Source organism: Streptomyces sp. NPDC048734 (assembly GCF_043198675.1).
Classification (GTDB): Bacteria; Actinomycetota; Actinomycetes; order Streptomycetales; family Streptomycetaceae; genus Streptomyces.
This window is the reverse complement of record NZ_JBICUZ010000005.1, coordinates 400392-426680: the sequence shown is the minus strand read 5'-3', so window position 1 is coordinate 426680 and position 26289 is coordinate 400392. Positions and strand designations below refer to the sequence as shown.

The 26289-nt window shown below is 71.9% G+C and carries 20 protein-coding genes and 1 pseudogene; 16 read left to right on the top strand and 5 right to left on the bottom strand.

Features of this window, described 5'->3' with window-relative positions; all coding sequences use genetic code 11:
• Nucleotides 1–240: 240 nt before the first annotated feature.
• From ACGFQC_RS16800 to ACGFQC_RS16790, 3 genes and pseudogenes are all read left to right on the top strand, one after another.
• Nucleotides 241–866 (top strand): annotated as a pseudogene (locus tag ACGFQC_RS16800) (TetR-like C-terminal domain-containing protein).
• 93 nt (nucleotides 867–959) lie between these two features.
• Nucleotides 960–1661, top strand: coding sequence for a ribonuclease HII (locus ACGFQC_RS16795; RefSeq protein WP_363091919.1), 702 nt, complete (start codon nucleotides 960–962; stop codon nucleotides 1659–1661).
• Between the two features lie 68 nt (nucleotides 1662–1729).
• The gene (locus tag ACGFQC_RS16790) at nucleotides 1730–2368 is read left to right on the top strand and encodes a hypothetical protein (protein ID WP_363091918.1); all 639 of its coding nucleotides are present in this window, start codon (nucleotides 1730–1732) and stop codon (nucleotides 2366–2368) included.
• 371 nt (nucleotides 2369–2739) lie between these two features.
• On the opposite strand, the gene ACGFQC_RS16785 is transcribed toward ACGFQC_RS16790, so the two are convergent.
• Nucleotides 2740–3357, bottom strand: coding sequence for a hypothetical protein (locus ACGFQC_RS16785; protein ID WP_363091917.1), 618 nt, complete (start codon nucleotides 3355–3357; stop codon nucleotides 2740–2742).
• 417 nt (nucleotides 3358–3774) lie between these two features.
• Between ACGFQC_RS16785 and ACGFQC_RS16780 the strand changes: the two genes are divergently transcribed.
• The 8 genes from ACGFQC_RS16780 to ACGFQC_RS16745 all read left to right on the top strand — a co-directional run bounded on the left by ACGFQC_RS16780 (nucleotide 3775) and on the right by ACGFQC_RS16745 (nucleotide 16159).
• Nucleotides 3775–5928, top strand: coding sequence for a RecQ family ATP-dependent DNA helicase (locus ACGFQC_RS16780; protein ID WP_363091916.1), 2154 nt, complete (start codon nucleotides 3775–3777; stop codon nucleotides 5926–5928).
• 137 nt (nucleotides 5929–6065) lie between these two features.
• Nucleotides 6066–7925 (top strand): DUF4192 family protein, encoded by a 1860-nt coding sequence (locus tag ACGFQC_RS16775; RefSeq protein ID WP_363091915.1) that lies wholly within the window; start codon nucleotides 6066–6068, stop codon nucleotides 7923–7925.
• Nucleotides 7926–8294: 369 nt separating this feature from the next.
• Nucleotides 8295–8753 carry a hypothetical protein gene (locus ACGFQC_RS16770; protein ID WP_393288293.1) on the top strand — a complete coding sequence of 153 codons (459 nt, stop codon included), beginning with the start codon at nucleotides 8295–8297 and terminating at the stop codon, nucleotides 8751–8753.
• A gap of 131 nt (nucleotides 8754–8884) precedes the next feature.
• On the top strand, nucleotides 8885–9643 hold the full coding sequence (locus tag ACGFQC_RS16765; RefSeq protein WP_363091914.1) for an NUDIX hydrolase: 759 nt from the start codon (nucleotides 8885–8887) through the stop codon (nucleotides 9641–9643).
• A 276-nt stretch (nucleotides 9644–9919) separates the two neighbouring features.
• Nucleotides 9920–12118: an ATP-binding cassette domain-containing protein gene (locus ACGFQC_RS16760; protein WP_363091913.1), complete on the top strand. Its 2199-nt coding sequence runs from the start codon at nucleotides 9920–9922 to the stop codon at nucleotides 12116–12118.
• A gap of 162 nt (nucleotides 12119–12280) precedes the next feature.
• The gene (locus ACGFQC_RS16755; RefSeq protein ID WP_363091912.1) at nucleotides 12281–13168 is read left to right on the top strand and encodes an FCD domain-containing protein; all 888 of its coding nucleotides are present in this window, start codon (nucleotides 12281–12283) and stop codon (nucleotides 13166–13168) included.
• A gap of 450 nt (nucleotides 13169–13618) precedes the next feature.
• Nucleotides 13619–15160: an RNA polymerase sigma factor gene (locus ACGFQC_RS16750; protein ID WP_363091911.1), complete on the top strand. Its 1542-nt coding sequence runs from the start codon at nucleotides 13619–13621 to the stop codon at nucleotides 15158–15160.
• Nucleotides 15161–15292: 132 nt separating this feature from the next.
• Nucleotides 15293–16159 (top strand): serine protease, encoded by an 867-nt coding sequence (locus tag ACGFQC_RS16745; protein ID WP_363091910.1) that lies wholly within the window; start codon nucleotides 15293–15295, stop codon nucleotides 16157–16159.
• 102 nt (nucleotides 16160–16261) lie between these two features.
• Here the strand turns inward: ACGFQC_RS16745 and ACGFQC_RS16740 are convergent, their stop codons facing one another.
• Entirely contained in the window at nucleotides 16262–16486 is a 225-nt protein-coding gene (locus ACGFQC_RS16740; RefSeq protein WP_073492764.1) for a hypothetical protein, read from the bottom strand.
• A gap of 442 nt (nucleotides 16487–16928) precedes the next feature.
• Between ACGFQC_RS16740 and ACGFQC_RS16735 the strand changes: the two genes are divergently transcribed.
• The 5 genes from ACGFQC_RS16735 to ACGFQC_RS16715 all read left to right on the top strand — a co-directional run bounded on the left by ACGFQC_RS16735 (nucleotide 16929) and on the right by ACGFQC_RS16715 (nucleotide 22794).
• Nucleotides 16929–19052: a DNA topoisomerase IV subunit B gene (locus ACGFQC_RS16735; protein ID WP_363091909.1), complete on the top strand. Its 2124-nt coding sequence runs from the start codon at nucleotides 16929–16931 to the stop codon at nucleotides 19050–19052.
• A gap of 300 nt (nucleotides 19053–19352) precedes the next feature.
• The gene (locus tag ACGFQC_RS16730) at nucleotides 19353–19829 is read left to right on the top strand and encodes a DUF1453 domain-containing protein (protein ID WP_363091908.1); all 477 of its coding nucleotides are present in this window, start codon (nucleotides 19353–19355) and stop codon (nucleotides 19827–19829) included.
• On the top strand, nucleotides 19829–20563 hold the full coding sequence (locus ACGFQC_RS16725) for a response regulator transcription factor (protein ID WP_363091907.1): 735 nt from the start codon (nucleotides 19829–19831) through the stop codon (nucleotides 20561–20563). Before ACGFQC_RS16730 ends, ACGFQC_RS16725 begins: the two co-directional genes overlap by 1 nt.
• 81 nt (nucleotides 20564–20644) lie before the next feature.
• Nucleotides 20645–21205, top strand: a complete 561-nt coding sequence (locus ACGFQC_RS16720; protein WP_363091906.1) for a DUF485 domain-containing protein — start codon at nucleotides 20645–20647, stop codon at nucleotides 21203–21205.
• Complete coding sequence (locus tag ACGFQC_RS16715; protein WP_363091905.1) at nucleotides 21202–22794, top strand: cation acetate symporter; 1593 nt, start codon at nucleotides 21202–21204, stop codon at nucleotides 22792–22794. The genes ACGFQC_RS16720 and ACGFQC_RS16715 overlap by 4 nt, the downstream gene beginning before the upstream one ends.
• A 76-nt stretch (nucleotides 22795–22870) precedes the next feature.
• On the opposite strand, the gene ACGFQC_RS16710 is transcribed toward ACGFQC_RS16715, so the two are convergent.
• From ACGFQC_RS16710 to ACGFQC_RS16700, 3 genes are all read right to left on the bottom strand, one after another.
• Nucleotides 22871–23551, bottom strand: coding sequence for a response regulator (locus ACGFQC_RS16710; RefSeq protein ID WP_363091904.1), 681 nt, complete (start codon nucleotides 23549–23551; stop codon nucleotides 22871–22873).
• Nucleotides 23548–25218, bottom strand: coding sequence for a sensor histidine kinase (locus tag ACGFQC_RS16705; protein ID WP_363091903.1), 1671 nt, complete (start codon nucleotides 25216–25218; stop codon nucleotides 23548–23550). Before ACGFQC_RS16705 ends, ACGFQC_RS16710 begins: the two co-directional genes overlap by 4 nt.
• 127 nt (nucleotides 25219–25345) lie before the next feature.
• Nucleotides 25346–26287 carry a sucrase ferredoxin gene (locus tag ACGFQC_RS16700; RefSeq protein WP_363091902.1) on the bottom strand — a complete coding sequence of 314 codons (942 nt, stop codon included), beginning with the start codon at nucleotides 26285–26287 and terminating at the stop codon, nucleotides 25346–25348.
• Nucleotides 26288–26289: the final 2 nt, after the last annotated feature.

Below are 26289 nucleotides of genomic sequence, written 5' to 3'. Positions count from 1 at the left end.
GGGGCGGTCGTGACGGTGTCCGCCATTGTGCACGGGTGCGTCGACGCCGGGGTCCTCCACGGGTGCCTTGGTGAACGCAAGCGTTCACGCGCGATGCGTTCCGTCGGCGTGTCCCGCACCGCGACGCTCGGAGTGCCGTCATCTCCTCCCCCCCAACCGCTCTCCGGTCTCTCCCCTGTGAACGGCCCCGCTCCCCGTATCGCCCCTCCCGGCTCACTGCGCTCGCCCGGGGGCCTACAGATGGTTGCTTCACGCTGCACGGCCGCTCCCGCTCGGGCGGCACTCCTCCCGCCGGCCCGGCGTCGTGCTCGAACGCGCGATCCTCGACGCCGCTCTGGATCAACTGGGCACGGTCGGGTGGAACGGCCTCACGAGGGAAGGGGCGGCAGTCGACGCCCGGACCGGCAAGGCGGCCGTGTACCGCCGTCGGCCGTCCGAGGGGTACCTCGTCGCCGACGCCCTGCGTGCCGGGCTGCCGGGACCGGACGCGGCGCCCGATCCGGGGAGCGTGCGCGAGGACTTGTCGGCCCTGGCCCGCAGGGCGCGCGACGCCATGTGCTCCCAGCCGGTTTCCGCAACGCGCTCGATCATTCACGAGTGCGATCCGAATCGAGCGGAGCGCTTCCACGCCCTGACCATCGAGGGGTTCGTCGAGCCGGCCGTTCAGCTTCTGCGTGAGGTCGTCAGGCGTGGGAACGAAAGAGGAGAGGTGCGTTCCGGCGCGGCGAACGGCTGTGCGCCGGACACCGCCGCGGTCATGATGATGTGCCGTTCCAAGATGTGCGACAGTAAAGGGAGTGATCGGGAGATCGAGGAGATGACCGACCAAGTTGATGCTGCCGCTGCTGCGGCCGGACGCGGGTTGAACGAGCCGTCGGCGAGTCCTTCGGTGATCGCGCGCGGGCTCCTGTCGACCGGGGTGTCACAAGGGGAACCGGGCGGCGTAGGCTAAGGCCGCCATGCCGTACGAACCACCCACTCACACCGTCGAGCGCTCCCTCCGCGCCACGACCGGAGCCAAGATCATCGCCGGTGTCGACGAAGTGGGGCGCGGTGCGTGGGCCGGTCCCGTCACCGTCTGCGCGGCGGTCACCGGACTGCGCCGGCCCCCCGTCGGCCTCACCGACTCCAAGCTCCTGTCCGTCAAGCGTCGCAACGAGCTTGCCGTGGAACTGGAGAAGTGGGTGACCTCGTATGCCCTCGGGCACGCCTCTCCGGAGGAGATCGACGACCTGGGGATGACCGCCGCCCTGCGGCTCGCCGCGGTGCGCGCCCTGGACGCCCTGCCGGTGCGCCCCGAGGCGGTGATCCTCGACGGCAAGCACGACTACCTCGGCGCCCCCTGGAGGGTCCGCACGGTGATCAAAGGCGATCAGTCGTGCGTGGCCGTCGCGGCGGCCTCGGTCCTCGCCAAGGTGCAGCGCGACAAAATGATGGCCGAACTGGGTATCGACCATGCAGACTTCGGTTTTGCGGACAACGCCGGGTATCCGTCGCCCGTCCACAAGGCCGCACTGGAGGAGCGGGGACCCACCCCGTACCACCGGTTGTCGTGGGCGTATCTTGATGCGCTGCCCCAGTGGCGGCACCTCAAGAAGGCCCGCAGCTGGGCGAACGGAAGCGCGCCGGAGATCGAGGGCCAGCTCGGCTTCGACTTCTGACGATTCCGCTCGCACTGATGTGCCACCCGCTGGCGCGAACCGCACCACCGTTTGATAGACATCAGCCCATGCCTCTCATTCCCGAGGAGCCTCAGATTCACGAGAGTGCCCAGGGTCCCCGCGCCACTCCGGCCAGTGGCCGCACCGCGCCGACCCCTCGACCCGTACCCGGTCCCCGTCCCGCGGCTCCGTCGCGTCCCGGTCGGCCTGGTCCTGTCCGGCCCACGCCGCCCGTGCAGCGCACGCCGCGCGATGTGGCCGCCGTGCCCGGGCCTTCGGTCCCGGCCGCCCCTGCCGTTTCCCCTTCCGTACCCGCTTCGGCGACTCCTCAGATCCAGCTGATCCCGGCCTCGGCCGCGGGTGCGCTGGACGCCGCCGAGGAGGCCGTCGACCTGCTGCTCGAGTCGGGCCGCGCCCCGGGTGAGGTGTTGGTGGTCACCACCGGCGAACAGCACCCGTGGGCCACCCACGAACTGTCCTTCGGTGAGGCGTCCTACTGGGCGCAGCACGACTCGGGGGACGACGTCTTCTACGCCGGTGCCTCCGCGTTGGACCGGGCGGCGGTGCGACCCGTGGTCGTCGTCGCGGTCAACGAAGGTTCCGCTGCCGCCACCGCCCTTCCGGCGGCCCGCGCCCGGGCCGGTGCCCTGCTGATCGTCTGCGGTGACCCGCAGCAGATCAACTCGGTGCTCGGCGCGGGCATCTGAGCCCGCTCCAGGTCGTCTCCCGGCCGTCCGGGAGAGCACCCGGGGTGGGGGAGGAGCCGCCTCGCGGCACCTCCGCGACGGTCTTCGGAGGCGCGGACCCGGAAGCCCGGGTGCGCCCCTCGGCGTGCACGTGGCCGCGGGCTCGCGCGGGCTCCGGCCCCGCACGGTGGGCGAGCCGGTATGCGGCGTCGTCCGCGGGCGTCATGATGCGTCGCGCGCGACATCGTGATGTGCCGTGCCGACGCGTGGCGCGTGACGCGCGGTGCCGACGCCCAGTGTCGTGCGGTGCGGCACCGCGCAGTCGGGTCTTCGTGACCGCTGTCCGGTGAAGGCGGATCGTTTCTGCCGACTCGGAGGGGAGTCGGCAGGGCTCAGCGCGCGGCCGCGCGGCGCAGCACCTCCGAGGCTGCGCCGCCGGTCCGCGGCAGCGGCGGCGGCGCCTCGGACAGCGCGAAGGGCTCCGGCGGTGAACCCGCGTGGGGGCGACGGCCTCCGCGGCCCTCGCCGAGGACCTGCCAGCCGTCCCGGGTCAGTGTGATGTACGCCCCGCAGCGCAGCCCGTGCAAGGTGCAGGCGTCACGCAGACCCCACATCCAGGCACCGTCCTCCTCCGTCCAGCGCGCGTCGCCCTCGCGGCAGTAGAGCAGCACGGCGGTTCGCACCGGCGTGCGGCGCCGCAGATCGTGCGGGATGACCCGGCGCAGCTGGGCGAGCAGCGCGTTGCGGAACATCCAGCCGTCGGCCTGCGCCTGGCGCCGTGTGAACGAGGCGCTGGCCAGCAACCGTTCGTCCGGATCGAGCACCGCCACGATCGCGGTGGCCGGCTTCGGCAGATGACGCGCGTGCAGGCCGCTGACGACCTCCCGCGGGTTGCGCAGCAGCGGAATGCCGGCCGAAGCCCACTCCGCGGGTTCGAGCAAGCGGTTGGCGGAAGCGGCGGACGTGGACGTCGACAGCGATGCCGACGACGGAGCGAATCCGAGGGTCACGAGCCTCCCTTCGGCTACGGCCCACACCTGCGGGCGGGTCGGATTCGGGGGCACGCACACCGCAGCAGAGCCCTGCCGGACCACGGGCGAGCCGTGCGGGGAGCGGAACTCAATTCTTCCTGTCGAACTTGGATGCGGCAACGAGCAATTGGGGCCACCGACCCTTATGTGGCGGAGAGTGTCTTATATCCTTACCCCATGAACGCAGGGTGACGCGTATACCGGTCGTGCACCGTCCGTTCATCTGCCCCAGGGGTGACGTTTCCCGGCCCGCGCACGGGTCTTCCCCGGCCGACGCGCAGGCGGTGTCGGCCGGCGCACACGGTGCCGCCCTCGGTTCCGGGCGCACGCAGGCGCCACGCTCGTTCACGCAGCGTGAGGTGGCCGATTGTCAGTGCCATCGGGTTGCATGGGGGCATGGACAACCTGGAGCTCCGTACCGAAGCAGACGCCGTCCTCGCCGAGCTGGTGGGTGTGCCGGGGGCGCGGCTGCGGGAGGACCAGTGGCAGGCGGTGGCGGCCCTCGTCGAGCAGCGCCGGCGGGCCCTGGTGGTGCAGCGCACCGGCTGGGGCAAGTCGGCGGTGTACTTCGTCGCCACCGCGCTGCTGCGTCGGCGCGGTTCCGGACCGACGGTGATCGTCTCACCGCTGCTGGCGCTGATGCGCAACCAGGTCGAGGCCGCGGAGCGGGCGGGCATCCAGGCGCGCACCATCAACTCGGCGAATCCGGAGGAGTGGGCCGCGATCTACCAGGAGGTCGAGCGCGGCGAGACCGACGTTCTCCTCGTCAGTCCGGAACGCCTCAACTCCGTTGATTTCCGGGATCAGGTGCTCCCCAAGCTGGCGGCCACGACCGGTCTGCTGGTGGTCGACGAGGCGCACTGCATCTCCGACTGGGGCCACGACTTCCGCCCCGACTACCGCCGGCTGCGGGCCATGCTCGGCGATCTCGCCCCCGGTGTGCCGGTCCTCGCCACCACCGCGACCGCCAACGCGCGCGTGACGGCCGACGTGGCCGAACAGCTCGGTACCGGCGCCGGCGAGGCCCTGGTGCTGCGCGGTTCGCTGGAGAGGGAAAGCCTCCGGCTCGGAGTCGTCCGGCTGCCGGACGCCGCGCACCGCCTGGCCTGGCTCGCCGAGCACCTGGACGAACTGCCGGGCTCCGGGATCATCTACGCGCTGACGGTCGCCGCGGCCGAGGAGGCCACCGCCTTCCTGCGGCAGCGCGGCTACACGGTGGACTCGTACACGGGCCGCACGGAGAACGCAGACCGGCTCCAGGCCGAGACCGACCTCCAGGAGAACAGGGTCAAGGCGCTCGTGGCCACCTCCGCGCTGGGCATGGGATTCGACAAGCCGGATCTGGGGTTCGTCGTCCATCTCGGCTCGCCCTCCTCGCCGATCGCCTACTACCAGCAGGTGGGCCGCGCGGGCCGAGGCGTGGAGCACGCCGAGGTGCTGTTGCTGCCCGGTAAGGAGGACGAAGCCATCTGGCGCTACTTCGCCGACACCGCCTTCCCGCCCGAGGCGCAGGTGCGCCAGACCCTCTCGGCCCTCGCCGACGCGGGACGGCCGCTGTCCGTGCCCGCCCTGGAGGCGGTGGTGGACCTGCGGCGCACCCGGCTGGAGACGATGCTGAAGGTCCTCGACGTGGACGGGGCCGTCAAGCGGGTCAAGGGCGGCTGGGAGAGCACGGGGCAGCCCTGGACGTACGACACCGAGCGGTACTCCTGGGTGGCCCGGCAACGGGCCGCCGAGCAGCAGGCCATGCGTGACTACGTGAGCACGACCGCATGCCGGATGGAGTTCCTGCGCCGGCAGCTGGACGACGGGGGTGCGCTCCCGTGCGGCCGTTGCGACAACTGCGCCGGTGCCTGGATCGCTTCCTCGGTCTCGGCCGAGGCTCTCACCGGGGCGACGAAGGAACTGGACCGCCCGGGGGTGGAGGTCGAGCCGCGCCGCATGTGGCCGACGGGCATGGCCGCCCTCGGCATCGACCTCAAGGGACGCATCCCCGTTCGTGAGCAGGGCTCCACCGGACGCGCCCTGGGTCGCCTCTCGGACATCGGCTGGGGCAACCGCTTGCGACCCCTGCTGGCAGAGAACGCCCCCGACGGACCCGTCCCCGACGAGGCCCTGAAAGCCGCGGTGGCCGTCCTCGCCGACTGGGCGCGCTCCCCGGGCGGCTGGGCGGCCGGCGTCCCCGACGCCTCCGCACGGCCGGTGGGCGTCGTCGCGGTCCCGTCCCTGGCCCGCCCGCAGCTGGTCGGCTCCCTCGCTCAGGGCATCGCGGCCGTCGGCCGCCTCCCCTTCCTGGGCGCCCTCACCTACACAGGCCAGGGCGGTGCCCACGCGGTCCGTCGCAGCAACTCCGCCCAGCGCCTCAGGGCGCTCTCGGAGGCCTTCACGGTCTCCGATGAGCTGGCCGCCGCCCTGGCGGCCGCTCCAGGTCCCGTGTTGCTCGTGGACGACTACACCGACTCCGGCTGGACCCTCGCGGTCGCCGCCCGCCTCCTTCGCCGGGCAGGCAGCGAGGCGGTTCTTCCGCTGGTCCTCGCCGCGGCGGGCTGAGCATCTTCTGCGAACGGCTCGGGCCCAGGCGGAGGGGGAGCTCGGCGGGCAGCCGGGCCTCGTGTCGATGACGTGTCCCTGGCCAGACTTATCCACAGGCTCAACCGGAATTTCACAGTCCGCGAGATCGTCGACCCATGACGAACCACAGCGAAACGACTGGATCCTCCGGAAACGGCGACATCACCGGACGTGAGGGACGTACCGGCCCCGGGCCGCACGAGGACCGGGCCCCGTACGACCACGAGACCGAGTGCGGCCGTGCGGCCTCCTACGACCACAAGACCGCGTACGACCACGAAGCCGCCTACGAAGGTCACGTCCCGTACGACGGGCGCGCGGCCCACGACGGAGGCCCCACCTCTCACCAGGTCACCCTGCGCACCCCCGCCGAGTTGGCCGACGCCCTGCCCTACCTGCTCGGGTACCGGCCCGAGGACAGCATCGTCCTCGTCGCCCTCCACGACCGGGGCGGCCGGGGCAGGTTCGGCGGCCGGGCCCGCCTCGGCATCCCGGCCCACCCGGAGGACTGGCCCGCGGTGGCCCGGCAACTGGCACAGGGCCTCGTGACCGGCAGTGAACGCAGGGGAGTCCGCCCCGCACAGATCGTCGCCTACCTCTGCCAGGAACCTGCGAAGGGCGAGACGGGCGGTCGGGTCAGGGAGCGCCTCCAGCCGCTCGCGCACGCGCTCCGTGTCGAATGCGGTCGGCTCGACATCCCGGTGATCGAGGCGCTGTGCATCTCGGGCGGCCGCTTCTGGTCGTACTGCTGCTCCGGCGAGGGCTGCTGCCCGGTCGAGGGGACGCCGATGGGCCTGCCGGGCACATCTGTGCTGGCCGCGGCGGCCACCTACGCCGGCATCCAGGTCCGCGGCACGCTGAAGGAGTTGAGGGCCCGGCTGCTACCGCTGGAAACGGGTGTCGCCGTGGAGCAGGAGCTGGCACTCGACACGGCGGGCATGGACCTGCTTCCCCGGATGATCCACGACACGAGCCGCGCGGCCGTCGCGGAGGAGACCATCGCACTGGCCGCACGCGTGATTCTCAGGTTCTCCGAGGCATTTTCGGTGACAGGCGCCCTTCCCGCGGACCGCCGGGACGACGAGCTCGTGGCTTGCGACGAAGCCGCTGCCCTCATCCTGGGCCTCCAGGACCGGGCGACCCGTGACCGCGCCGCCGAGTGGATGGAGGGTGACGAAGCGGCCCCCGCCCTGCGGCTCTGGCGAGCGCTGGCCCGCCGCTGCGTCGGCCCCTACGGCGAGCACGCGGCGGCCCCGCTCACCCTCGCCGGCTGGGTCGCATGGTCCAGTGGTGACGAACTCGAGGCCCGGGAGGCCCTCGCCATGGCCCTGGGCGCGGACCCGAGCTACCTCTTCGCCCGCCTCCTGCACCATGCCTGCAACGAGGGTCTGGACCCCGAATCGGTCCGGCGCTGCCTGCGTGCCGAGCGTGAGGTGCGCGAACAGCAGGCCGGAGGAGGAACCGACCGTCGGGGGAGGGCCGGAGCCGGTACTGGGACCGGGGCCGGTACCCGGACCGGGTCCGCGTCCGGGACTCGTGGCCACGGCCTGGCCGCTGCCCAAGCCCAAGGGGGGACGCAGCCCCGAGCAGGCGCGCAGGCCGCCCGAATCGGCGTCGAGGGCCGTGAAAGCGGTGCCGACCGGATCGACGGCCGGGACGGGACCCGGTCCGGTGCGGCATCGGACGCCGACAGCGCGACCGGTTCCACTCCGGGACCGGAGCGGTCCCCCTCACCGAGCGTCGGCCGCCACCGACTCCGTGCGCGTTCCGCCGGTGTCGCCGGCCCCCTCGCGCGGACGACGGCGGGGGCGGCACGAGAACGGGGAGCGAAGACCCTCGGCGCCCGTGCGGCCGGCTCGACGCGCCCCGCCGCTTCCGGCCGGGGCGACACGCGCTCGCGCACCCGCACCTCCGGCGAGGCCGCCGCACGGCGGAGCGGCTGCGCCGACGGCGACGAGAACGACGGGCAGAGGTGAGCGGGTACCCAGCCGGAGCACGGATGCGGGAGGCACCCGGCCGTTCGTCGCACCGGACCGGCCGAGAGGCCGCCCACAGCCGGACAGCCGCGGGGAGCGGCCGACCGTCCGCCGCGCCAGCGCCATTCGGTGGGCCGCCGCCCGCGCGGGCGTGACCTGGTGGAGCCCGGCTCCGTTCCCCTGTGTGGCGGCACAGCCCGCCCGGATCGTGCCGCCGCGTCCTGCCGGAGAAGGCCGTCGACCACGCAAGAGGCTCCAGAGAGCAGAGGAAGTCACCTCGTGCACCAGCCGACTCCGCCCTCAGCCACCGGTGAGCGCCGCCCGGTGCTCCCGCGGCCCGGTCCGGCACCTCAGTCCCCGCGACGTGAGATGCCACCGGCTCCGGTTCAGAGGGCGACCCCGCGTCGCCCCGCCGATCTGCCCCCGTCGGCGACCGGAGTCTCGGGGCTGGCGGCGGGGTACGAGAAGGAGGCGGGGGCCCTGCGACGGGGCGTACTGGCGGCGGCCGAGGCCTTCGGCCACAGGCTCCCCGAGGTGTACGGCGGGGAGCAGCGAACCGAGGGCAGTGCTTTGCTGTCCCACCCGGCCACCTGCCGCCCCGCTGCCACTGCGGCCGCCGCCGGGGTCCTCCTCCTGACCACGGTGGCGGGCATCCGGCCCGATGTCCCGGCCGGGACCGTGATGTTGCGCCCGTTGTGCGGCGCGCCCCTGGGCGAGGCCCGTCTGACGGGTCTGCGGGTCTCCGGTGCCGCCTTCTCCGCGCGGGTCGGCAGAATCGGGCTTGCCATGGTCGAGGAGGTGGCCGACGGGCTGCGATTGGGCGCGTGAACCGGTGGGACGCGGGCGGGCCGACAGCCCCGGGGCGCGTGGAGACGGCCGCGCGGGACCGCGGTGGCTCAGCCGTCGATGCGGCGGACGAAGGGCGTGTTTATCGTCAGGAAGACGACTATGATCGCCGCATGCCCTACGACCCGTCAGCATTTCCGCCCTTCGCCGTCACTGTGGACCTGGTCGTGCTGACCGTGCGCCGCCATGCCCTGTGCGCGCTGGCGGTGCGCAGGGGAGAGCCGCCGTTCCAGGGATGGTGGGCTCTTCCGGGCGGCTTCGTGCGGGACGACGAGGACCTTTCCCAGGCCGCGGCACGCGAACTGGCCGAGGAGACCGGACTGCGTTCCCACGGTCCCGCCGCCCCCGACCAGGACAACGGCGCTCACCTGGAACAGCTCGCCACCTACGGCGATCCCGGGCGCGACCCCCGGATGCGTGTGGTCAGCGTCGCCCACCTCGCCCTCGCCCCCGACCTGCCGGCACCGCGCGCCGGCGGCGACGCGAGCAACGCGCGCTGGGCCCCGGTCGAGGAACTGCTGCAGCAGGGCGGTTACGGGCGTGACGGCGAACCGATGGCGCCCCTCGCCTTCGATCACGCGCAGATCCTTGCCGACGGGGTCGAGCGGGCCCGCTCCAAGATCGAGTACTCGTCGCTGGCGACCGCGTTCTGCCCCACCGAGTTCACCGTCGGCGAGCTGCGCCGTGTGTACGAAGCGGTGTGGGGGGTGGCGCTCGACCCACGGAACTTCCATCGCAAGGTGACGGGCACACCGGGCTTCCTGGTCCCCACGGGCGGCACCACCACCCGCCAGGGCGGCCGCCCCGCGCAGCTCTTCCGCGCCGGTGGCGCGACCCTGCTCAACCCGCCGATGCTGCGTCCCGAGGTGTGATTCCTGCGCACCTACCAGGACGTGCGTGACAGGGCCTCGACCGGCTCGGGGCATGTATGGCGGGCCAGGGCCTCGACCGACCCGGACGTGCTGACCGGGCCGTCACCGCCGCAGGGCGTCGACCGCCCGCTCGGCGTTCGCTTCGCGCCTCCCCGTATCAGGTGTCCGTATCGATTGCCTTCCCGGGCAGGGTGGTTGGCGCCCCGTGACGATCAGGAGCCCGTGGCCAGCCGTGCTACCCCGCAAAATATGACATAGCGCGCTATCTTGCTACGGGTGATCCAGGCCTTCGGACTGACCAGCAATCCCCGCAAGGGCCTCCCGCTCGCGCTCGACGACGTTTCCTTCGAGGCGCGCGCGGGACACGTGACCGTGCTGCTCGGAGCGCCGGGCGCGGGGAAGACCACGGCGCTGAGACTCATGCTCGAACTCCAACGGGGCCGTGGTCTGACCTACTTCAGAGGCCGTCCTCTGCACCGCATCGCCCACCCGTCCCGGGAGGTCGGCGTCCTCCTGGGGGATGTGCCGGGGCATCCGGCCCGCACCGTCCGGGGGCATCTGCGCATGTTGTGCGCGGCCGCCGGTGTCCCGGTCCGACGGGCCGACGAAGTCCTCGAAGCGGTCGGCCTGGTCAGCCTGCGCGACGAACGCCTGAGCACCCTCTCCCGCGGCATGGACCGCCGGCTCGGCCTTGCCTGCGCCCTCCTCGCCGATCCGCACACCCTCGTGCTCGACCATCCGGCCGACGGGCTCTCCGAGCGCGAAAGCCGCTGGCTGCACGGTCTGCTGCGCGCGCACGCGGCCCAGGGCGGCACCGTGCTCTCGACCACGGCCGACCCCAAGGAGGCCGCCCGCACGGCCGACCGGGTCGTCACCCTGGACCAGGGCAGGCTCGTCGCAGACCAGGAGGCCGCACACTTCGCCCGCACCCGGCTACGGCCCCGTGTCGCCGTCCGCAGCCCGCACGCCGCACGCCTGGCGGCTGCGCTCACCAAGGAGGCCCGTACCGCTCGCCGCTCCGTCGAGGTCGTTCAGGAGGACGGCAACCGCCTCTCCGTGTACGGCAGCACCTGTGCGGATATCGGGGAGGCCGCGTTCCGGCACCGCATCCTCGTCCACCAACTCGCGCACGAGGTAGGAGACATGGGCCCCGGAGCCGACGGCGGCAACGCGGACCCGACGCACGCCGGGCAGGGGACCGGCGGCCGGGACGGCGAACCCGGCCCGGCCCACGCCCGCGACGACCGGCCGTCCGGCGGCACGCCCCACGAGGAGCAGTCCACCGCGGCCGCCGGCGCTCCCTCCCCGGAACCGGACCGTTCGACCCCGAACACGCCCTCCCTCTCCACCGGAGCCGGACCCCGGCCGGCCCCCACCGCACCGGGACCGGCTGCCACAGACACGACAAAGGCGCCGGTCAAGGGTGCGGTCGCGCCGGGAGCCGTGGGATCGGGACGGGGCGCCGCAGAGGCAGCGGTGAGGCCGGCCGGGGAATCGGTCGCGCCGGGAGGCGTCGGACCGGGACCGGCCGCCGCAGCCGCGACGGCGCCCCCCGCACAGCAGGCCCCGCCGGCAGGCGTCCCCGACGACTCCGCGGCAGCCGCCGCTCGACCCGCCCTCGCCCCGGTCAGGAGCTCCTCGGGCACCTCTCGCACTCTCGAGGGCGCCCTGCCCGCTCTGCCGCCCCCCATCGCCGTCCGTTCCGCCCCCAGCCCGCTGCGCCCTCTCCGCTACGAACTGCGCCGTGCCGCGGGTATCAGCACAGGCTTCCTCACCGGTGCCGTCGTCCTGCTCGTCTCCGCCCTCACCTCGCTCGTCCTGGCCCGTATCGGGCACACCTCGCAGGCGCGACTGCTGGCCGCCTGGCCCGTGCAAATGCCGCTGCCCCCGGCGGCGCTCGGCGCGGGCCTGCTCGGCGCGCTCGCCTTCGGAGACGAGTTCCGCCACCCCGCCCTCGCGGCGGATCGCGGGAGCGTGCCGCGCAGGCTGGGCCTGCTCACCGCCAAGCTCCTCGTCTCCGCCCTCACCGCACTGATGCTCGCCTTCCTCACCGCGGGCTGCGACGCCGAAGTGCTCTATCTCGTCCATGGACGGGAGTTCACGCAGGTTCCCGCCGACTGGTTGCAGCTGAGCGCGAGTTGGCTCGCGCTCACGGTCGGCTGCGCCTGGGCCGGCGTGCTGGCCGCGGGCGTCTTCCGGTCCACCACGGCCGGACTCGCGGCGGTGGTCGCCGTCCCGGTGGCCGTCGTGCCGCTCGTACAGAAGGCCGTGGAGAGCGCATCTGTGCGGGCCGCCGCCGGATTCCCGGTGCGGCTGCGTGAGGTGCTGCTCTCGCCGTGGCCCTTCGGCGGAGACCGCTATGTGGCAGCCGCGTTGCGCGTGGTCGCCCAACCCGTTGGCGGGGCCTTGGCGTTGTCGCTGAGCGGTCTGCTCTGCGCGTATCTGCTCACAACCATGCGCAGTCGTGCCCGATGACGACCGTCCGTTCCCGCCCGGGAACGGATTGTGCGCAACTCCCCGCAGAACGCCCATTTCTTTCCGATAAGGCGTCAATTGCGACGGGGTGAGCGATCACCCTTTCGTGTGCTTTTCACCAAAGACCTCAAGGGAGTTGGAGACGGCGCCGACAAAGGATCCGTGAGTACCCTTGCGCGCACCATGATGACCGCCGCCCGCTCCACCGACTCCGGTCTGGCCGGCCCGGGCGAACTCGACCGCTACCCCTTCGGGGAGGGCTCCGCCGCCGACCGCGTCGGCGCCCCCGTCTGGGAGGGTGCGGATCCCGAGCTGGGCCGTGTGGGCCGACGTGGCGCGGGCAGCCGCGGACGCGGGCTGCACGGCCAACTCGTCCAGCAGCTCGGCCAGATGATCGTTTCCGGCGATCTGGGTGCGGACCGTCCGCTCGTGCCGGAGGAGATCGGCCAGCGCTTCGAGGTCTCCCGCACCGTCGTCCGCGAGTCGCTCCGGGTCCTGGAGGCCAAGGGACTCGTCAGCGCCCGGCCGAACGTCGGCACGCGCGTGCGTCCCGTGAGCGACTGGAATCTCCTCGACCCGGACATCATCGAGTGGCGGGCCTTCGGTCCGCAGCGCGACAACCAGCGGCGCGAGCTGAGTGAGCTGCGCTGGACGATCGAGCCGCTCGCCGCCCGTCTCGCGGCCGGGCACGGGCGCGAGGACGTCCAGCAGCGCCTGTCGGACATGGTCGAGATCATGGGGCACGCCATGGGGCAGGGTGACGCGCTCACCTATTCCCGGGCCGACGCCGAGTTCCACTCGTTGCTCATCCAGGTCGCGGGCAACCGCATGCTGGAGCACCTCTCCGGCATCGTGTCCTCCGCGCTTCAGGTCTCCGGCGGTCCGGTCACGGGCTGTGAGCGGCCGACCGAGGCTTCGCTGGGCCACCACGGCAGGATCGCCGACGCCCTCGCCGCGGGTGACGGTGCCGGCGCCGAAGCGGCCATGCGGCAGCTGCTCACCGTCCACCCCGAGGTGGAGCGGGCCGTCCCGGCGCCCCGCGAGCACTGACCGCACACCGCGGTCGGTGCGGTCGGGGGCGCCCGCTCCTCTTCCTCCTCCTGCGTCGTGTTCCGCCTCCTCGCCTCCCCTGCCTCTCCGCCCTCCCGTCGGACCCCGCAGGACCCACCTCGGGTCTGCGGGGTCCGACCGCGCGTCGAGCCCGATTGACTCGCAACGGTGTGGGTAGACACTGCGGGTGACCTTATCTGCCCGCGTCTGACAGCCTTTGAGTGCTTACGGGGTGTGACTCGGGCCACGAAGATTGGGCGTAACGCTCATGGAAGCAACGCGATGACCTAAGAGGTGACTGCCGCGGAAGGAATACGGACGCCATAGAAGGCGCTGTGCAACTTCCCGGCCCCCGCCCGCACCGTCGGTCCACCCCCAAGGCCGGTGGTCGGCTCCTGTCCGTCGTGGACGGGGCCGGAAGCCGTTTTCCAACGTTCCGAGAGGTTGTTCGTGTCGGCCAGCACATCCCGTACGCTCCCGCCGGAGATCGCCGAGTCCGTCTCTGTCATGGCGCTCATTGAGCGGGGAAAGGCTGAGGGGCAGATCGCCGGCGACGATGTGCGTCGGGCCTTCGAAGCTGACCAGATTCCGGCCACTCAGTGGAAGAACGTACTGCGCAGCCTCAACCAGATCCTCGAGGAAGAGGGTGTGACGCTGATGGTCAGTGCCGCGGAGCCCAAGCGCACCCGAAAGAGCGTCGCAGCGAAGAGTCCGGCCAAGCGCACCGCCACCAAGACGGTCGCGGCGAAGACGGTGACCACCAGAAAGGCCACCGCCACCTCCCCCGCCGCTCCGGCCGCCCCCGCTGTGGACGACTCCACGGACGAGGCCGCCGCCGAGAAGAGGGCGGCTGCCAAGAAGGCCGTCGCCAAGAAGGCGACGGCGAAGAAGGCCGCCCCCGCCAAGAAGACGGCGGCGAAGAAGACCGCCGGCAAGAAGGACGACGCCGAGCTGGTCGAGGACGAGGTCCTCGAGGAGACCCCCAAGACGGGCGACGAGCCCGAGGGCACCGAGAGCGCCGGATTCGTCCTCTCCGACGAGGACGAGGACGACGCGCCGGCCCAGCAGGTCGCCGCCGCCGGCGCCACCGCCGACCCGGTCAAGGACTACCTCAAGCAGATCGGCAAGGTCCCGCTCCTCAACGCCGAGCAGGAGGTCGAGCTCGCCAAGCGCATCGAGGCCGGTCTGTTCGCCGAGGACAAGCTGGCCAACGCCGACAAGCTCGCCCCCAAGCTCAAGCGCGAGCTGGAGATCATCGCCGAGGACGGCCGCCGCGCCAAGAATCACCTCCTGGAGGCGAACCTCCGTCTGGTGGTCTCCCTAGCCAAGCGCTACACCGGCCGCGGCATGCTTTTCCTGGACCTCATCCAGGAGGGCAACCTCGGTCTGATCCGCGCGGTCGAGAAGTTCGACTACACCAAGGGCTACAAGTTCTCCACGTACGCCACCTGGTGGATCCGTCAGGCGATCACCCGCGCCATGGCCGACCAGGCCCGCACCATCCGCATCCCGGTGCACATGGTCGAGGTCATCAACAAGCTCGCGCGCGTGCAGCGCCAGATGCTCCAGGACCTGGGGCGCGAGCCCACCCCGGAGGAGCTGGCCAAGGAACTCGACATGACCCCGGAGAAGGTCATCGAGGTCCAGAAGTACGGCCGCGAGCCCATCTCGCTGCACACCCCGCTGGGCGAGGACGGCGACAGCGAGTTCGGTGACCTCATCGAGGACTCCGAGGCCGTCGTCCCGGCCGACGCGGTCAGCTTCACGCTCCTCCAGGAGCAGCTGCACTCCGTCCTCGACACCCTGTCCGAGCGCGAGGCCGGCGTGGTCTCCATGCGTTTCGGTCTCACCGACGGTCAGCCGAAGACCCTCGACGAGATCGGCAAGGTGTACGGCGTGACGCGCGAGCGCATCCGCCAGATCGAGTCCAAGACGATGTCGAAGCTGCGCCACCCGTCGCGTTCCCAGGTGCTGCGCGACTACCTCGACTGAGTCGACTCCGTACGACGCCGAAGGCCCGGCCCCCCCACGGGGACCGGGCCTTCGCCTTGCCGCCCGGGTGCGCGGCGCCAGGAGCTGGATCACTCTGAGTGTCCCTTGATCGCCCCAGAGTGAGGAGCCCGCATGCGTCGTCCCTTTGCCCGGGTACTGACCCGGCCGCTGGTCCTGGCGGCCGCGGCCATGGCCATACCGCTGGTCTCCGACGCCCACGCGGCCTCCGAAGGCGTCGTGGTGGGCGGCTTCCCGGTCGACGTGTCCGACAGCCCCTGGACCGTCGCCCTGTCCAGCCGTGACCGGTTCGGAGGTATGCGGTCCGGGCAGTTCTGCGGGGGAGTGGCCGTCGGCCCGACCACGGTCCTCACCGCGGCCCACTGCATGGGTGAGGAAGCCCTGGGGGTCCCCCCGGACCGGGTGCACGATCTGAAGGTCGTCGCGGGCCGCACGGACCTCTACTCGGACGTCGGCAGGGAGATCGCCGTGAACGAGATCTGGGTGAACCCGACCTATGACGCCCACAGCAACTCGGGAGACTTCGCCGTGCTCGAGCTGGCCGAGCCGCTGCCCCGGACCTCGGTCATCACGATGGCCGGCGTCGGCGATCCGGCGTACCGGCCGGGTACCGAGGCCATGGTCTACGGCTGGGGGGACACCACGGGGAGCGGCTCCTACGCCCACGGTCTGCGGGCCGCTCGTGTGCATGTACTGCGGGACAGCGTCTGTGCGAACGCGTACCCAGGGCCGGCCGACGGTGCGTACCGGGTGCAGACGATGGTGTGCGCGGGGGAGGCCCAGGGGGGCCGCGACTCGTGTCAGGGGGACAGCGGCGGCCCGCTGGTCGCCCAGGGCCGACTGATCGGTCTCGTGTCCTGGGGGGACGGATGCGGGCGGGCCGGGAGCCCCGGCGTCTACACACGCGTGTCCGACATCGTCGGCACACTGCGCTGGGAGGCCGCGCTGCCGGGCGCCACCCGGACGCCGCACGCGGGCTGAACCGGGCACGACGAACGAGTGCGGGCGGCCGCCCCTGGGACGCAGGGGCGGCCGCCCGCTACCAGCCTGTGCCGGTTGTGGCTCGTCGTCGAACGCGAACGGTCAGCGCTCTTCTTCTGAGGCGGGAACGGCGGTCAGTCGCTCCGTCTCGTCCTGTATCTCAGCGGCGATCTTCTTGAGTTCCGGCTCGAACTTGCGACCGTGGTGGGCGCAGAAGAGCAGTTCTCCGCCGCTGAGCAGGACGACGCGCACGTACGCCTGGGCGCCGCAGCGGTCGCAGCGGTCAGCGGCCGTCATCGGGCTCGCGGGGGTCAGAACAGTAGTCACGTCGCCTCTTCTCTAGCTCGACGAGCTGTCGTACCAGGGTCAACATCCAACCAGCCCCAAACGTTCCCGCTCGTGGCTTCTCCTCGAAAAAATCTTCCGAGGCGGCCGTCTGCTGCCGGTTTGGCGGCGAATGTGCCGTATTACGTGTCTGTCGTGTCGTACGGTTTCGCGCTGTCGGTCATGGGCCGGTCCTCCCGGCTGGATTGCCGGTTTGTTCATGAGGACGTGCCCGGAGCCTAAATGGTTCATGCCTCGAAGGGAACGTGATATGTACTTCACTCCATCGAGGGATCGAACACGCATGCGACGCTGGACTAGTGTGAGTTCGGGGGAGGGTGGCGTGACAACGGCTCTACCAGGCCTCGGTACCCTCTTTGCGGCGACCGAAGCCGCGCCCTTACCCCGTGAGGGCCCATCTGAAATTCAGCGAGGAGCGAACCGCGTGACCGCCGATACGTCCGTGCCGTCCACAGCGCTGCTGGCAGGAGCAGACCGGGACGGTTCCAACTACACCGCGCGGCACCTGCTCGTCCTCGAAGGCCTCGAGGCCGTACGCAAGCGCCCGGGTATGTACATCGGGTCCACCGACAGCCGTGGCCTCATGCACTGCCTCTGGGAGATCATCGACAACTCCGTCGACGAAGCCCTCGGCAGCTACGGTGACCACATCGAGGTGATCCTCCACGACGACGGCTCCGTCGAGGTGCGGGACAACGGCCGGGGCATCCCCGTCGACGTCGAGCCCAAGACAGGTCTGTCCGGCGTCGAGGTCGTCATGACCAAACTGCACGCGGGCGGCAAGTTCGGCGGTGGCTCGTACGCCGCCTCCGGCGGTCTGCACGGTGTCGGTGCCTCGGTGGTGAACGCCCTGTCCGCCCGGCTCGACGTCGAGGTCGACCGCGGCGGGCACACCCATGCGATCAGCTTCCGCCGCGGCGTCCCCGGGGCGTTCGCCGGCGCCGGGCCCGACGCGAAGTTCGAGCCCGCGAGCGGACTGCGCAAGACCAAGCGGATCCCCAAGACCCGCAGCGGCACGCGCGTGCGCTACTGGGCCGACCGGCAGATCTTCCTCAAGGACGCCAAGCTCTCCCTGGAGCACCTCCACCAGCGCGCCCGCCAGACCGCCTTCCTGGTGCCCGGCCTGACGATCGTCGTCCGCGACGAATACGGCCTGGGTGACGGCGGCAGCAAGGGCGAGGAGTCCTTCCGCTTCGACGGCGGCATCAGCGAGTTCTGCGAGTACCTCGCCGCCGACAGGCCCGTCTGCGACGTCCTCCGCTTCACCGGGCAGGGCTCCTTCAAGGAGACGGTGCCCGTCCTCGACGACCACGGTCAGATGACGCCGACGGAGGTCACCCGCGAGCTGGGCGTCGACGTCGCGCTGCGCTGGGGCACCGGGTACGACACCACCCTCCGGTCCTTCGTCAACATCATCGCCACCCCCAAGGGCGGCACCCACGTGGCGGGCTTCGAGCAGGCCGTCGCCAAGACGATGAACGAGGTGCTGCGCGCCAAGAAACTGCTGCGCGTCGCCGAGGACGACATCGTCAAGGACGACGCCCTGGAGGGCCTGACCGCCGTCGTCACGGTCCGGCTCGCCGAGCCCCAGTTCGAGGGCCAGACCAAGGAGGTCCTCGGCACCTCGGCGGCCCGTCGCATCGTGAACACCGTGGTCTCCCGGGAACTCAAGGCGTTCCTGACGTCCACCAAGCGGGACGCGGCGGCCCAGGCGCGGGTCGTCATGGAGAAGGCGGTCGCCGCCGCGCGCACGCGTATCGCGGCCCGGCAGCACAAGGACGCCCAGCGCCGCAAGACGGCTCTGGAGTCCTCCTCCCTGCCCGCCAAGCTCGCGGACTGCCGCAGCGACGACGTCGACCGCAGCGAGCTGTTCATCGTCGAGGGCGACTCGGCGCTCGGTACGGCGAAGCTCGCGCGGAACTCCGAGTTCCAGGCACTCCTGCCGATCCGGGGCAAGATCCTCAACGTTCAGAAGTCGTCCGTGACCGACATGCTCAAGAACGCCGAATGCGGTGCGATCATCCAGGTCATAGGAGCGGGCTCCGGACGGACCTTCGACATCGACGCGGCCCGTTACGGCAAGATCATCATGATGACCGACGCCGACGTGGACGGCTCCCACATCCGGTGCCTGCTGCTGACGCTGTTCCAGCGGTACATGCGGCCCATGGTGGAAGCGGGCCGGGTGTTCGCGGCGGTGCCGCCGCTGCACCGCATCGAGCTCGTCCAGCCCAAGAGGGGGCAGGACAAGTACGTGTACACGTACTCGGACCGCGAGCTGCGGGACAAGCTCATGGAGTTCCAGAGCAAGGGGGTCCGGTACAAGGACTCCATCCAGCGTTACAAGGGCCTCGGCGAGATGGACGCGGATCAGCTGGCCGAGACCACGATGGACCCGCGTCACCGCACCCTGCGGCGGATCAACCTCTCCGACCTGGAGGCGGCCGAGCAGGTGTTCGACCTGCTCATGGGGAACGACGTGGCACCGCGCAAGGAGTTCATCTCCAGCTCGGCGGCGACGCTGGACCGGTCGCGGATCGACGCGTAGCAGCTGACGCCGGGCCGGGCGGGCCACCGGGCGGGGCCGACCCGGCCACCGGGTCGGCCCCGCCCGGCGTTCCGGTCGGGCGTGGCCGGCGGAGGCTCCACCGGTGGGTGGAGAGCACGGCTCGCTGAGATCCACCCATGATCCACTCGGAGTCCGATCTGCGGACTCGCGCCTTTCCGTAGCGCCGGAGGCGTCGGTGGCACTCGCCGTCGACGGCCCCTTCCCGCTCACGGAAGCTGACATGCCCGGGCCGGGCTCGCCAACGCACTGCTGATCGCGGCCGCGGCCGCCGTGGTGATCGTGCGGCAGTTCCGCGCCGGCCGCGTCGACAGGTACCGGCGCTGGGGGGTGCTGCCCGGCATCCTGGCCGTCGCGGCCCTGCACGAGCCCGGCCTCCTCGACGCCCGCCACCACACGGCATCCGCCGAGATACTTGCCGGGGAACTGCTCGTGGGTCTCGCCATGGGAGCCGGTTGGGCCTGGACCACGCGCATATGGGTGGAGGCGGACGGCGCGGTGTGGAGCAGGACCACCAGGGCGGGCGCGGCTGTCTGGGCCGTCGGTATCGGCCTGCGTGCGGGTCTGTTCGCGTGCGGCGCGATGGTGGGCGTCCACCAGGGCGGCTCGGCCCTGCTGCTCGCTCTCGCCGCCACCCTGCTCGTCCGCTCCGGCATCCTGACGTGGCGGGTGCGGTCCCTGGAGCCGACCCCTGCCCCGGCCCCCGACCCGGCGTACGGTGACGGCGCGTCCCGGCCCCGGTGGAAGGAGCGCGTGTGATGCGGGACAGCTTCCTGCGCCGGCCCTCCCGGGAGGCGCTCGGCCGCGAGGGGATCCCGCGGCCGAGACGGCTGCTCGCCCGGGTCCTGGTGGCGGACGATCAGACCGTCGTCCGGGAAGGCACCGTGATGCTGCTCGGGCCGCTGCCGGGGACCGAGGTCGTGGGCGCCGCCGCGGACGGCGAGGAGGCGGTGCGGCTCGTCGCCGAACTCGCCCCGGACATGGTGCTCATGGACCTGCGGATCCCCCGCTGTGACGGAGTCGAGGCGCCTCGGCGCGTCCGTGCCGGGCATCCCGGAACCCAGGTCGTGGTGCTCACGGCCTTCGGGGACGACGAGTCCCTGTTCCCCGGGCTCAGAGCGGGCGCACGGGGTTACCTGACCAAGGACGCGGGCGGCGACGGGATCCTGTGGGCCGTGCAGAGCGTGCTGTCCGGGGACGCGGGACTGTCGCCGAGCGTTCAACGGCGGCTGCTGGAGCGTCTCTCGGAGCCCGAGCCGGAACCGACGGTGGTCGTCGGGCCGCCCGACGGGCTGACCGCGCGGGAGACCGCGGTGCTCGTCCTGATCGCGGAGGGGCTCAACAGCCAGGAGATCGCCCGCGAACTGCAGGGGTCCACGGCGACGGTGAAGACCCACATCAACAACATGTTCACCAAGACGGGGCTCAAGGGCCGGGCGCAGGCGGTGCGTTACGCGTTCAGGGAGGGGTTGGTGCGTCCGCCGACGGGGTGAACGGGGCTTTTCGTCACCTGATGGGGTGAAGTGGGAGGGGAAGAAGAGTCGGGGATCTTCCCGTTCTGTCCATGCTTGGGCATGCAGTCAAGCAACGGCCGTGGCCGCGGCAGCGAGCAGGGTTCCGAGAGTTCGGGCGACCGACGGCAAGGCGCGGGCCTGGCATCCGGCGAGGCACCCGGGGACGTGCGCTACGACGACCCCTGGTATGACGCGTTGGCCTCCGGCTGGGGCGAGTCGGCCACCGTGGGCCCGCCCGTGACCGAGGTTCCGGCAGCCCGTCGGCAGCGTACGGACGGGGCCGCCGCGGCGGCCCTCGTGTACGTCGAGGTGCAGCGGAGCGACGCGTTCCAGGAAGTCCGCAGCCACTACCGGCGGTTCGTCGTTCCCGCGGTCATCGGATTCTTCCTCTGGTACGTGGCCTACGTCGTGGCGGCGACGACCGCGCCCGGAGTCATGGCCCGCCCCGTGTGGGGCGCGGTGAACGTGGCGCTTGTGGCGGGACTCGGGCAGTTCCTCAGCACGTTCCTGCTCACCTGGGCCTACTCCCGGCACGCGCGGCTGCGCAGGGACCGTGCGGCGCTCGAACTGCGCTGGGACACCCAGGAACTGACGCGCGAGGCACGAGGCGGTGCGGTGTGACCGGTGACCATCAGATGCTGGCGTTGGTGCTGTTCAGTGCCTTCGTCGCGATCACCCTGGGAATCACGACGTGGGTGAGCCGCAGCCGGCATGGTTCGGCGGAGGAGTTCTACGCGGGCGGGCGGCTGTTCTCGCCCATGGAAAATGGTTTTGCCATCGCGGGCGACTACATGTCGGCCGCCTCCTTCCTGGGCATCTCGGGGCTCATCTCCCTCTTCGGCTACGACGGGCTGCTGTACTCGGTGGGCTTTCTCGTGGCCTGGCTCGTCGTGCTGCTCCTCGTGGCCGAACTGGTGCGCAACTGCGGGCGCTTCACGCTTGCCGACGTCATCGCCGCGCGGATGAGCGAACGCCCCGTGCGGATCGCGTCGGGAACGGCCTCGGTCACCGTGTCGATCCTCTACCTGGTGGCGCAGATGGTGGGCGCGGGCAGCCTGGTCGCGCTCCTGCTCGGCGGCACGGGCGAGGCTGCCCAGACGTGGGCGGTGATCGGGGTCGGCGCGCTCATGGTGATCTATGTGTCGCTGGGGGGTATGCGGGCCACCACATGGATCCAGATCGTGAAGGCGGTTCTGCTGCTCGGCGGCACGATCGTGCTCACCGTGCTCGTCCTGGTGCGGTTCCACGGTGATTTCGACCGGCTGCTGCGCACGGCGGCCGAGCGCAGCGGCCACGGGGCCGCGTTCCTGGCGCCCGGCCTGAAGTACGGCGGGGACTGGATCTCACGGTTCGACTTCATGAGCCTGGGGCTCGCACTGGTACTGGGGACGGCGGGCCTGCCGCACATCCTGTCCCGCTTCTACACCGTGCCGACGGCGCGGGCCGCCCGGCGTTCCGTCGTCTGGTCGATCGGACTCATCGGCGGCTTCTACCTCATGACGATCGTCCTCGGCTTCGGCGCGGCGGCGATCGTCGGCCCGGACGCCGTACGCGGCTCCCATGCCTCCGGCAACACGGCGGTACCGCTCCTGGCCCTCGACCTGGGCGGCGGAGCAGGCTCCACGGGCGGGACGGTGCTGTTCGCGATCGTGGCGGCCGTCGCCTTCGCCACGATCCTCGCCGTGGTCGCGGGGATCACGCTCGCCTCCTCGGCGTCGGTGGCCCATGACCTGTACGCGTCCCTGCGACGCAGGCATGTCGCACCGCGCAGCGAGGTGACGGTGGCGCGGATCGCCGCCGTCGGCATCGGTGCGACCGCGATCGGCCTCGGCCTGCTGGCCCGCGATCTCAACGTCGCGTTCCTGGTGGGACTCGCCTTCGCCGTCGCCGCGTCGGCGAATCTGCCGGTCCTGCTGTACTCGCTGTTCTGGCGGGGCTTCACCACCCGCGGTGCCGTCTGGGCGATCTACGGCGGGCTGGTTCCGTCCCTGGTGCTCGTCGTGCTGTCACCCGTGGTCTCGGGCAGCCCCCAGGCGCTCTTCCCGGACGTCGACTTCCAGATCTTCCCGCTCGAGAACCCCGGGCTGGTCTCGATCCCACTGGGCTTCCTCGCCGGCTGGCTCGGCACGGTCACCTCGGCCGAGGTGCCGGACGAGGCCAAGCACGCGGAGACCGAGGTCCGCTCGCTGACGGGTGCGGGGGCCGTCTGAGGTCTTGCCCCGACCGTCGCCGCCCTCCTGGACGGGAAGACCTCAGGGCCTCGCCCGCCGTCCACGGGCCGCGTCCTCAGGCGCGGGTCGCCCACACGTAGCGGTGTTCCGGGCGGCCCGCGTCGCCGTACTTCAGGGTGAGCCGGGCCCTGCCGGTGCGCTCCAGGAGCTTCAGATAACGCTGCGCGGTCTGGCGGCTGACCCCGGTGCGCTCGGCGATCTCCAGGGCGGACAGCGGCCCCTCGGCGTTCATCAGGGACTGGCGCACGAGTTCCGCCGTGGTGGGGGAGTGCCCTTTCGGCAGCCCCGGTTCCGAGGGCGCGGACAGGGCCCCGAAGATGCGGTCGACGTCGGCCTGTTCGGCCTCGACGCGGCTGTCGAGCGTACGGCGCAGCTCCGCGTACGCCTCCAGCTTGCCGCGCAGACCCGCGAAGGTGAACGGCTTGACCAGGTACTGCAGGGCGCCTTGCCGCATCGCCGCCTGCACCGTCGTGACGTCCCGTGCGGCCGTGACCATGATCACGTCGGTCTGGTGACCGCGTCCGCGTATCTCCTGAACGACCTCCAGGCCCGTCCCGTCGGGAAGGTAGTGGTCGAGCAGGATCAGGTCGAGTCGCGGCAACTGCCCCACATGGCGGAGCGCTTCGGCCGCGCTGTGCGCCACGCCGGCGACGTGGAAGCCCGGCACCTTCTCGACGTAGGCCGCGTTGACCCGGGCGACCCTGGTGTCGTCGTCCACGACCAGGACCTCGATCATCGAGCCTCCTCCTCGGCAGTGCTCCGCGCGGACGCGGCCAGGGCGGGTTCCATCTGGGCCTCGGTCAGTGCCTCGGGCAGTACGACGGTGAACTCGGCGCCCCCGCCGTGCGCGTCGCTCACGGAAGCGCGCCCGCCCTGCCGCTCGGCGAGCCTGCGCACCAGGGAGAGGCCGATGCCGCGCTTGCCGTGGGCCGGCGGCTTCTTCGTGGACCAGCCCTCCGTGAAGATCAACTCATGCTGTCCGGCCGGGATTCCCGGCCCCGTGTCCCGTACGCGCAGAACGACGGTGCGGCCCTCGGCGCGCAACTCGACCTCCACGCGCGCGTGGGGAGCGCCCGCCACGGCGTCCAGGGCGTTGTCCACCAGGTTGCCCACGACGGTCACCAGCCCGCGCGGGTCGACCAGCCGGTCGGGCAGCCGCGTGCCCTCCGAGATCCGCAGCGCCACGCCGCGTTCGGCCGCGACGGTCGCCTTGCCGACCAGCAGGGCGGCGAGCAGCGGATCCCCGATCTTCTCCGTCACCTGCTCGGCCGTCGCCCGGTGGTCGCCGACCACCTCGCCGACGAACTCCACGGCGTCGTCGTACATCTCCAGTTCGAGCAGCCCCAGGAGCGTGTGCATGCGGTTGGCGTGCTCGTGGTCCTGGGCCCGCAGGGCGTCGATCAGCCCGTGCGTGGAATCGAGTTCCCGGCCCAGTTGCTCAAGCTCGGTGCGGTCGCGCAGGGTGGCCACGGCGCCGCCGTCGTCGGTGGGCATCCGGTTGACGACCAGCACGCGCTGGCCGCGGACGGCGATCAGGTCCGTGCCGGTCACCCGGCCGGCCAGGACGTCGGACGTACGGCCCTCACCCAGCGCTTCGTCCGGTGACCGGCCCACTGCCTCGTCCCCGATGCCCAGCAGACGCTGCGCCTCGTCGTTCAGCAGGCGGACGCGGCCGGTCCGGTCCAGCGCCACGACGCCCTCCCGGATGCCGTGCAGCATCGCCTCGCGCTCGGCGAGCAGTGCCGAGATGTCGGAGAACGCCAGGTCCCGGGTCTGTCGCTGAACGCGCCGGGAGATCAGCCAGGCGGCCAGCGCCCCCACGGCGAGCGCGCCTCCCGCGTAGGCGAACAGCCCCGGGATGGCGTGGATCAGCCGGGCGCGCACGCTGTCGTACTCGATGCCGACCGAGACCGCCCCGACGATCTGGCCCGTGCTGTCGCGCAGGGGTACCTTGCCGCGAGCCGAGCGGCCCAGGGTGCCGTCGTCGATCTCCATGACCTCCCGGCCGGCCAGGGCCTCGCTGGGATCCGTCGAGACGTGGCCGCCGACCTCCTGCGGCTCGGTGTGGGACCAGCGGACGCCGCGGAGGTCCATCACCACCACGTACTCGGCCCCGCTCGCCGCACGGATCCGCTCCGCCTCGCGCTGCACCGGCCCGTCGGCCGACGGCTGTGTGCGCCGCAGGTCCTCGGCGATCTGGGGTACGGCGGCGGTGGTCTGCGCGATGGCGAGCGCGCGGCGCATGGCCTGGTCGTCCAGCTGCTCGCCGAGCGGTGCCAGGAACAGCCCGGTCGCGAGCACGGCGACTCCCGCGGCGATCGCCAGCTGCATGAGCAGGACCTGCGAGAAGACGCGCCGGGGCAGGCCGAGGCGCAGGCGGCGGACGGGGGGAGTGGGGCTCATGCCCACGACGGTACGCGGGCGGCCCCGCAGAGCCGTAGGGGTGTGTGGTGTGGATCTCTTGATCGGCTCAAGAGGAAACGGTTCGGCGATCGGTTCACGGCGTGATCGCCCGGTATGGACCGGCCGATCAGCCGACCAGGACCGCGGGCCTCCGTTCCCGCACCGCCACCACGTCCATCCGCGCGGGTGATCCCAGGACCGCTGCCCCGCAGCTCTCCGGGCGGGGCGGCAGGGACGCGCTCTGGGCCACGACGACCCGCCAGTGCCGCCCGTCGACGTGGGTGACGGTCACCTCCCAGCGCGGCGCCTCGCCCTGTGTGCGCACGACGGTGAGGGCCTCCGCCGCGTACTCGCCGGTCGCCCTCCGCACGGCCAGCTCCGCCGCCTGGGCTGGCCGTTCCCAGGCGGAGCTCCCGCGGCAGCCGTCCACGACGATGCGACCCTCCTGGACGCCGTGCAGCACCTCCTTGACGGAGTGGGCCCGAGCGCGGCCGTAGGCGTAGCCGTACGGCAGGACGAGCACGGTCGGCGAGAACCGGTGACCGCCCAGATGGGTGACCTCCCAGACGCCGTCCACGTCCGACGCGGCGAGCTCGGCGGCGAGGGGGCGGCCGAGGAGGGCGCAGCAGCGGTCGCGCTTGCCGTTGGTGCAGACGAGGGCGAGCGGGTCGCCGGTGTGCGGAGTACCACCGAGCGCGGTGCCGAAGGTCCGGTGGTCGCCTCGGCCGAGCGCGGCGAAGTCGAGGTCCAGCAGCCGGCCCGGGTCATCGGTCCTGGCGCTGTGCAGCCACGCCCCGCCGGGCACGGTGTGGGCCGCGTACACCTGGCGCAGGGGAGGGGTGCCGAAGTCGGCGTGAGGTCCGGGGCGGCGGATGAGCGCGACGCGTACGCCGGTGCCCTGCGCGGCGGCCTCCAGGGCGCGGCCCAGCGAGGGATCCAGGTGGCTCGACGTGAGCGCCTTGGCACCCCAGGGGCCGGGCTGCTCCAGGAGCAGCCAGGTGGTCGCCGTGGCCGCGGTCCCCGGCATGGGCTCGTCGAGGTCCCGCGAGACGGTCGTGCACGTACTCACAG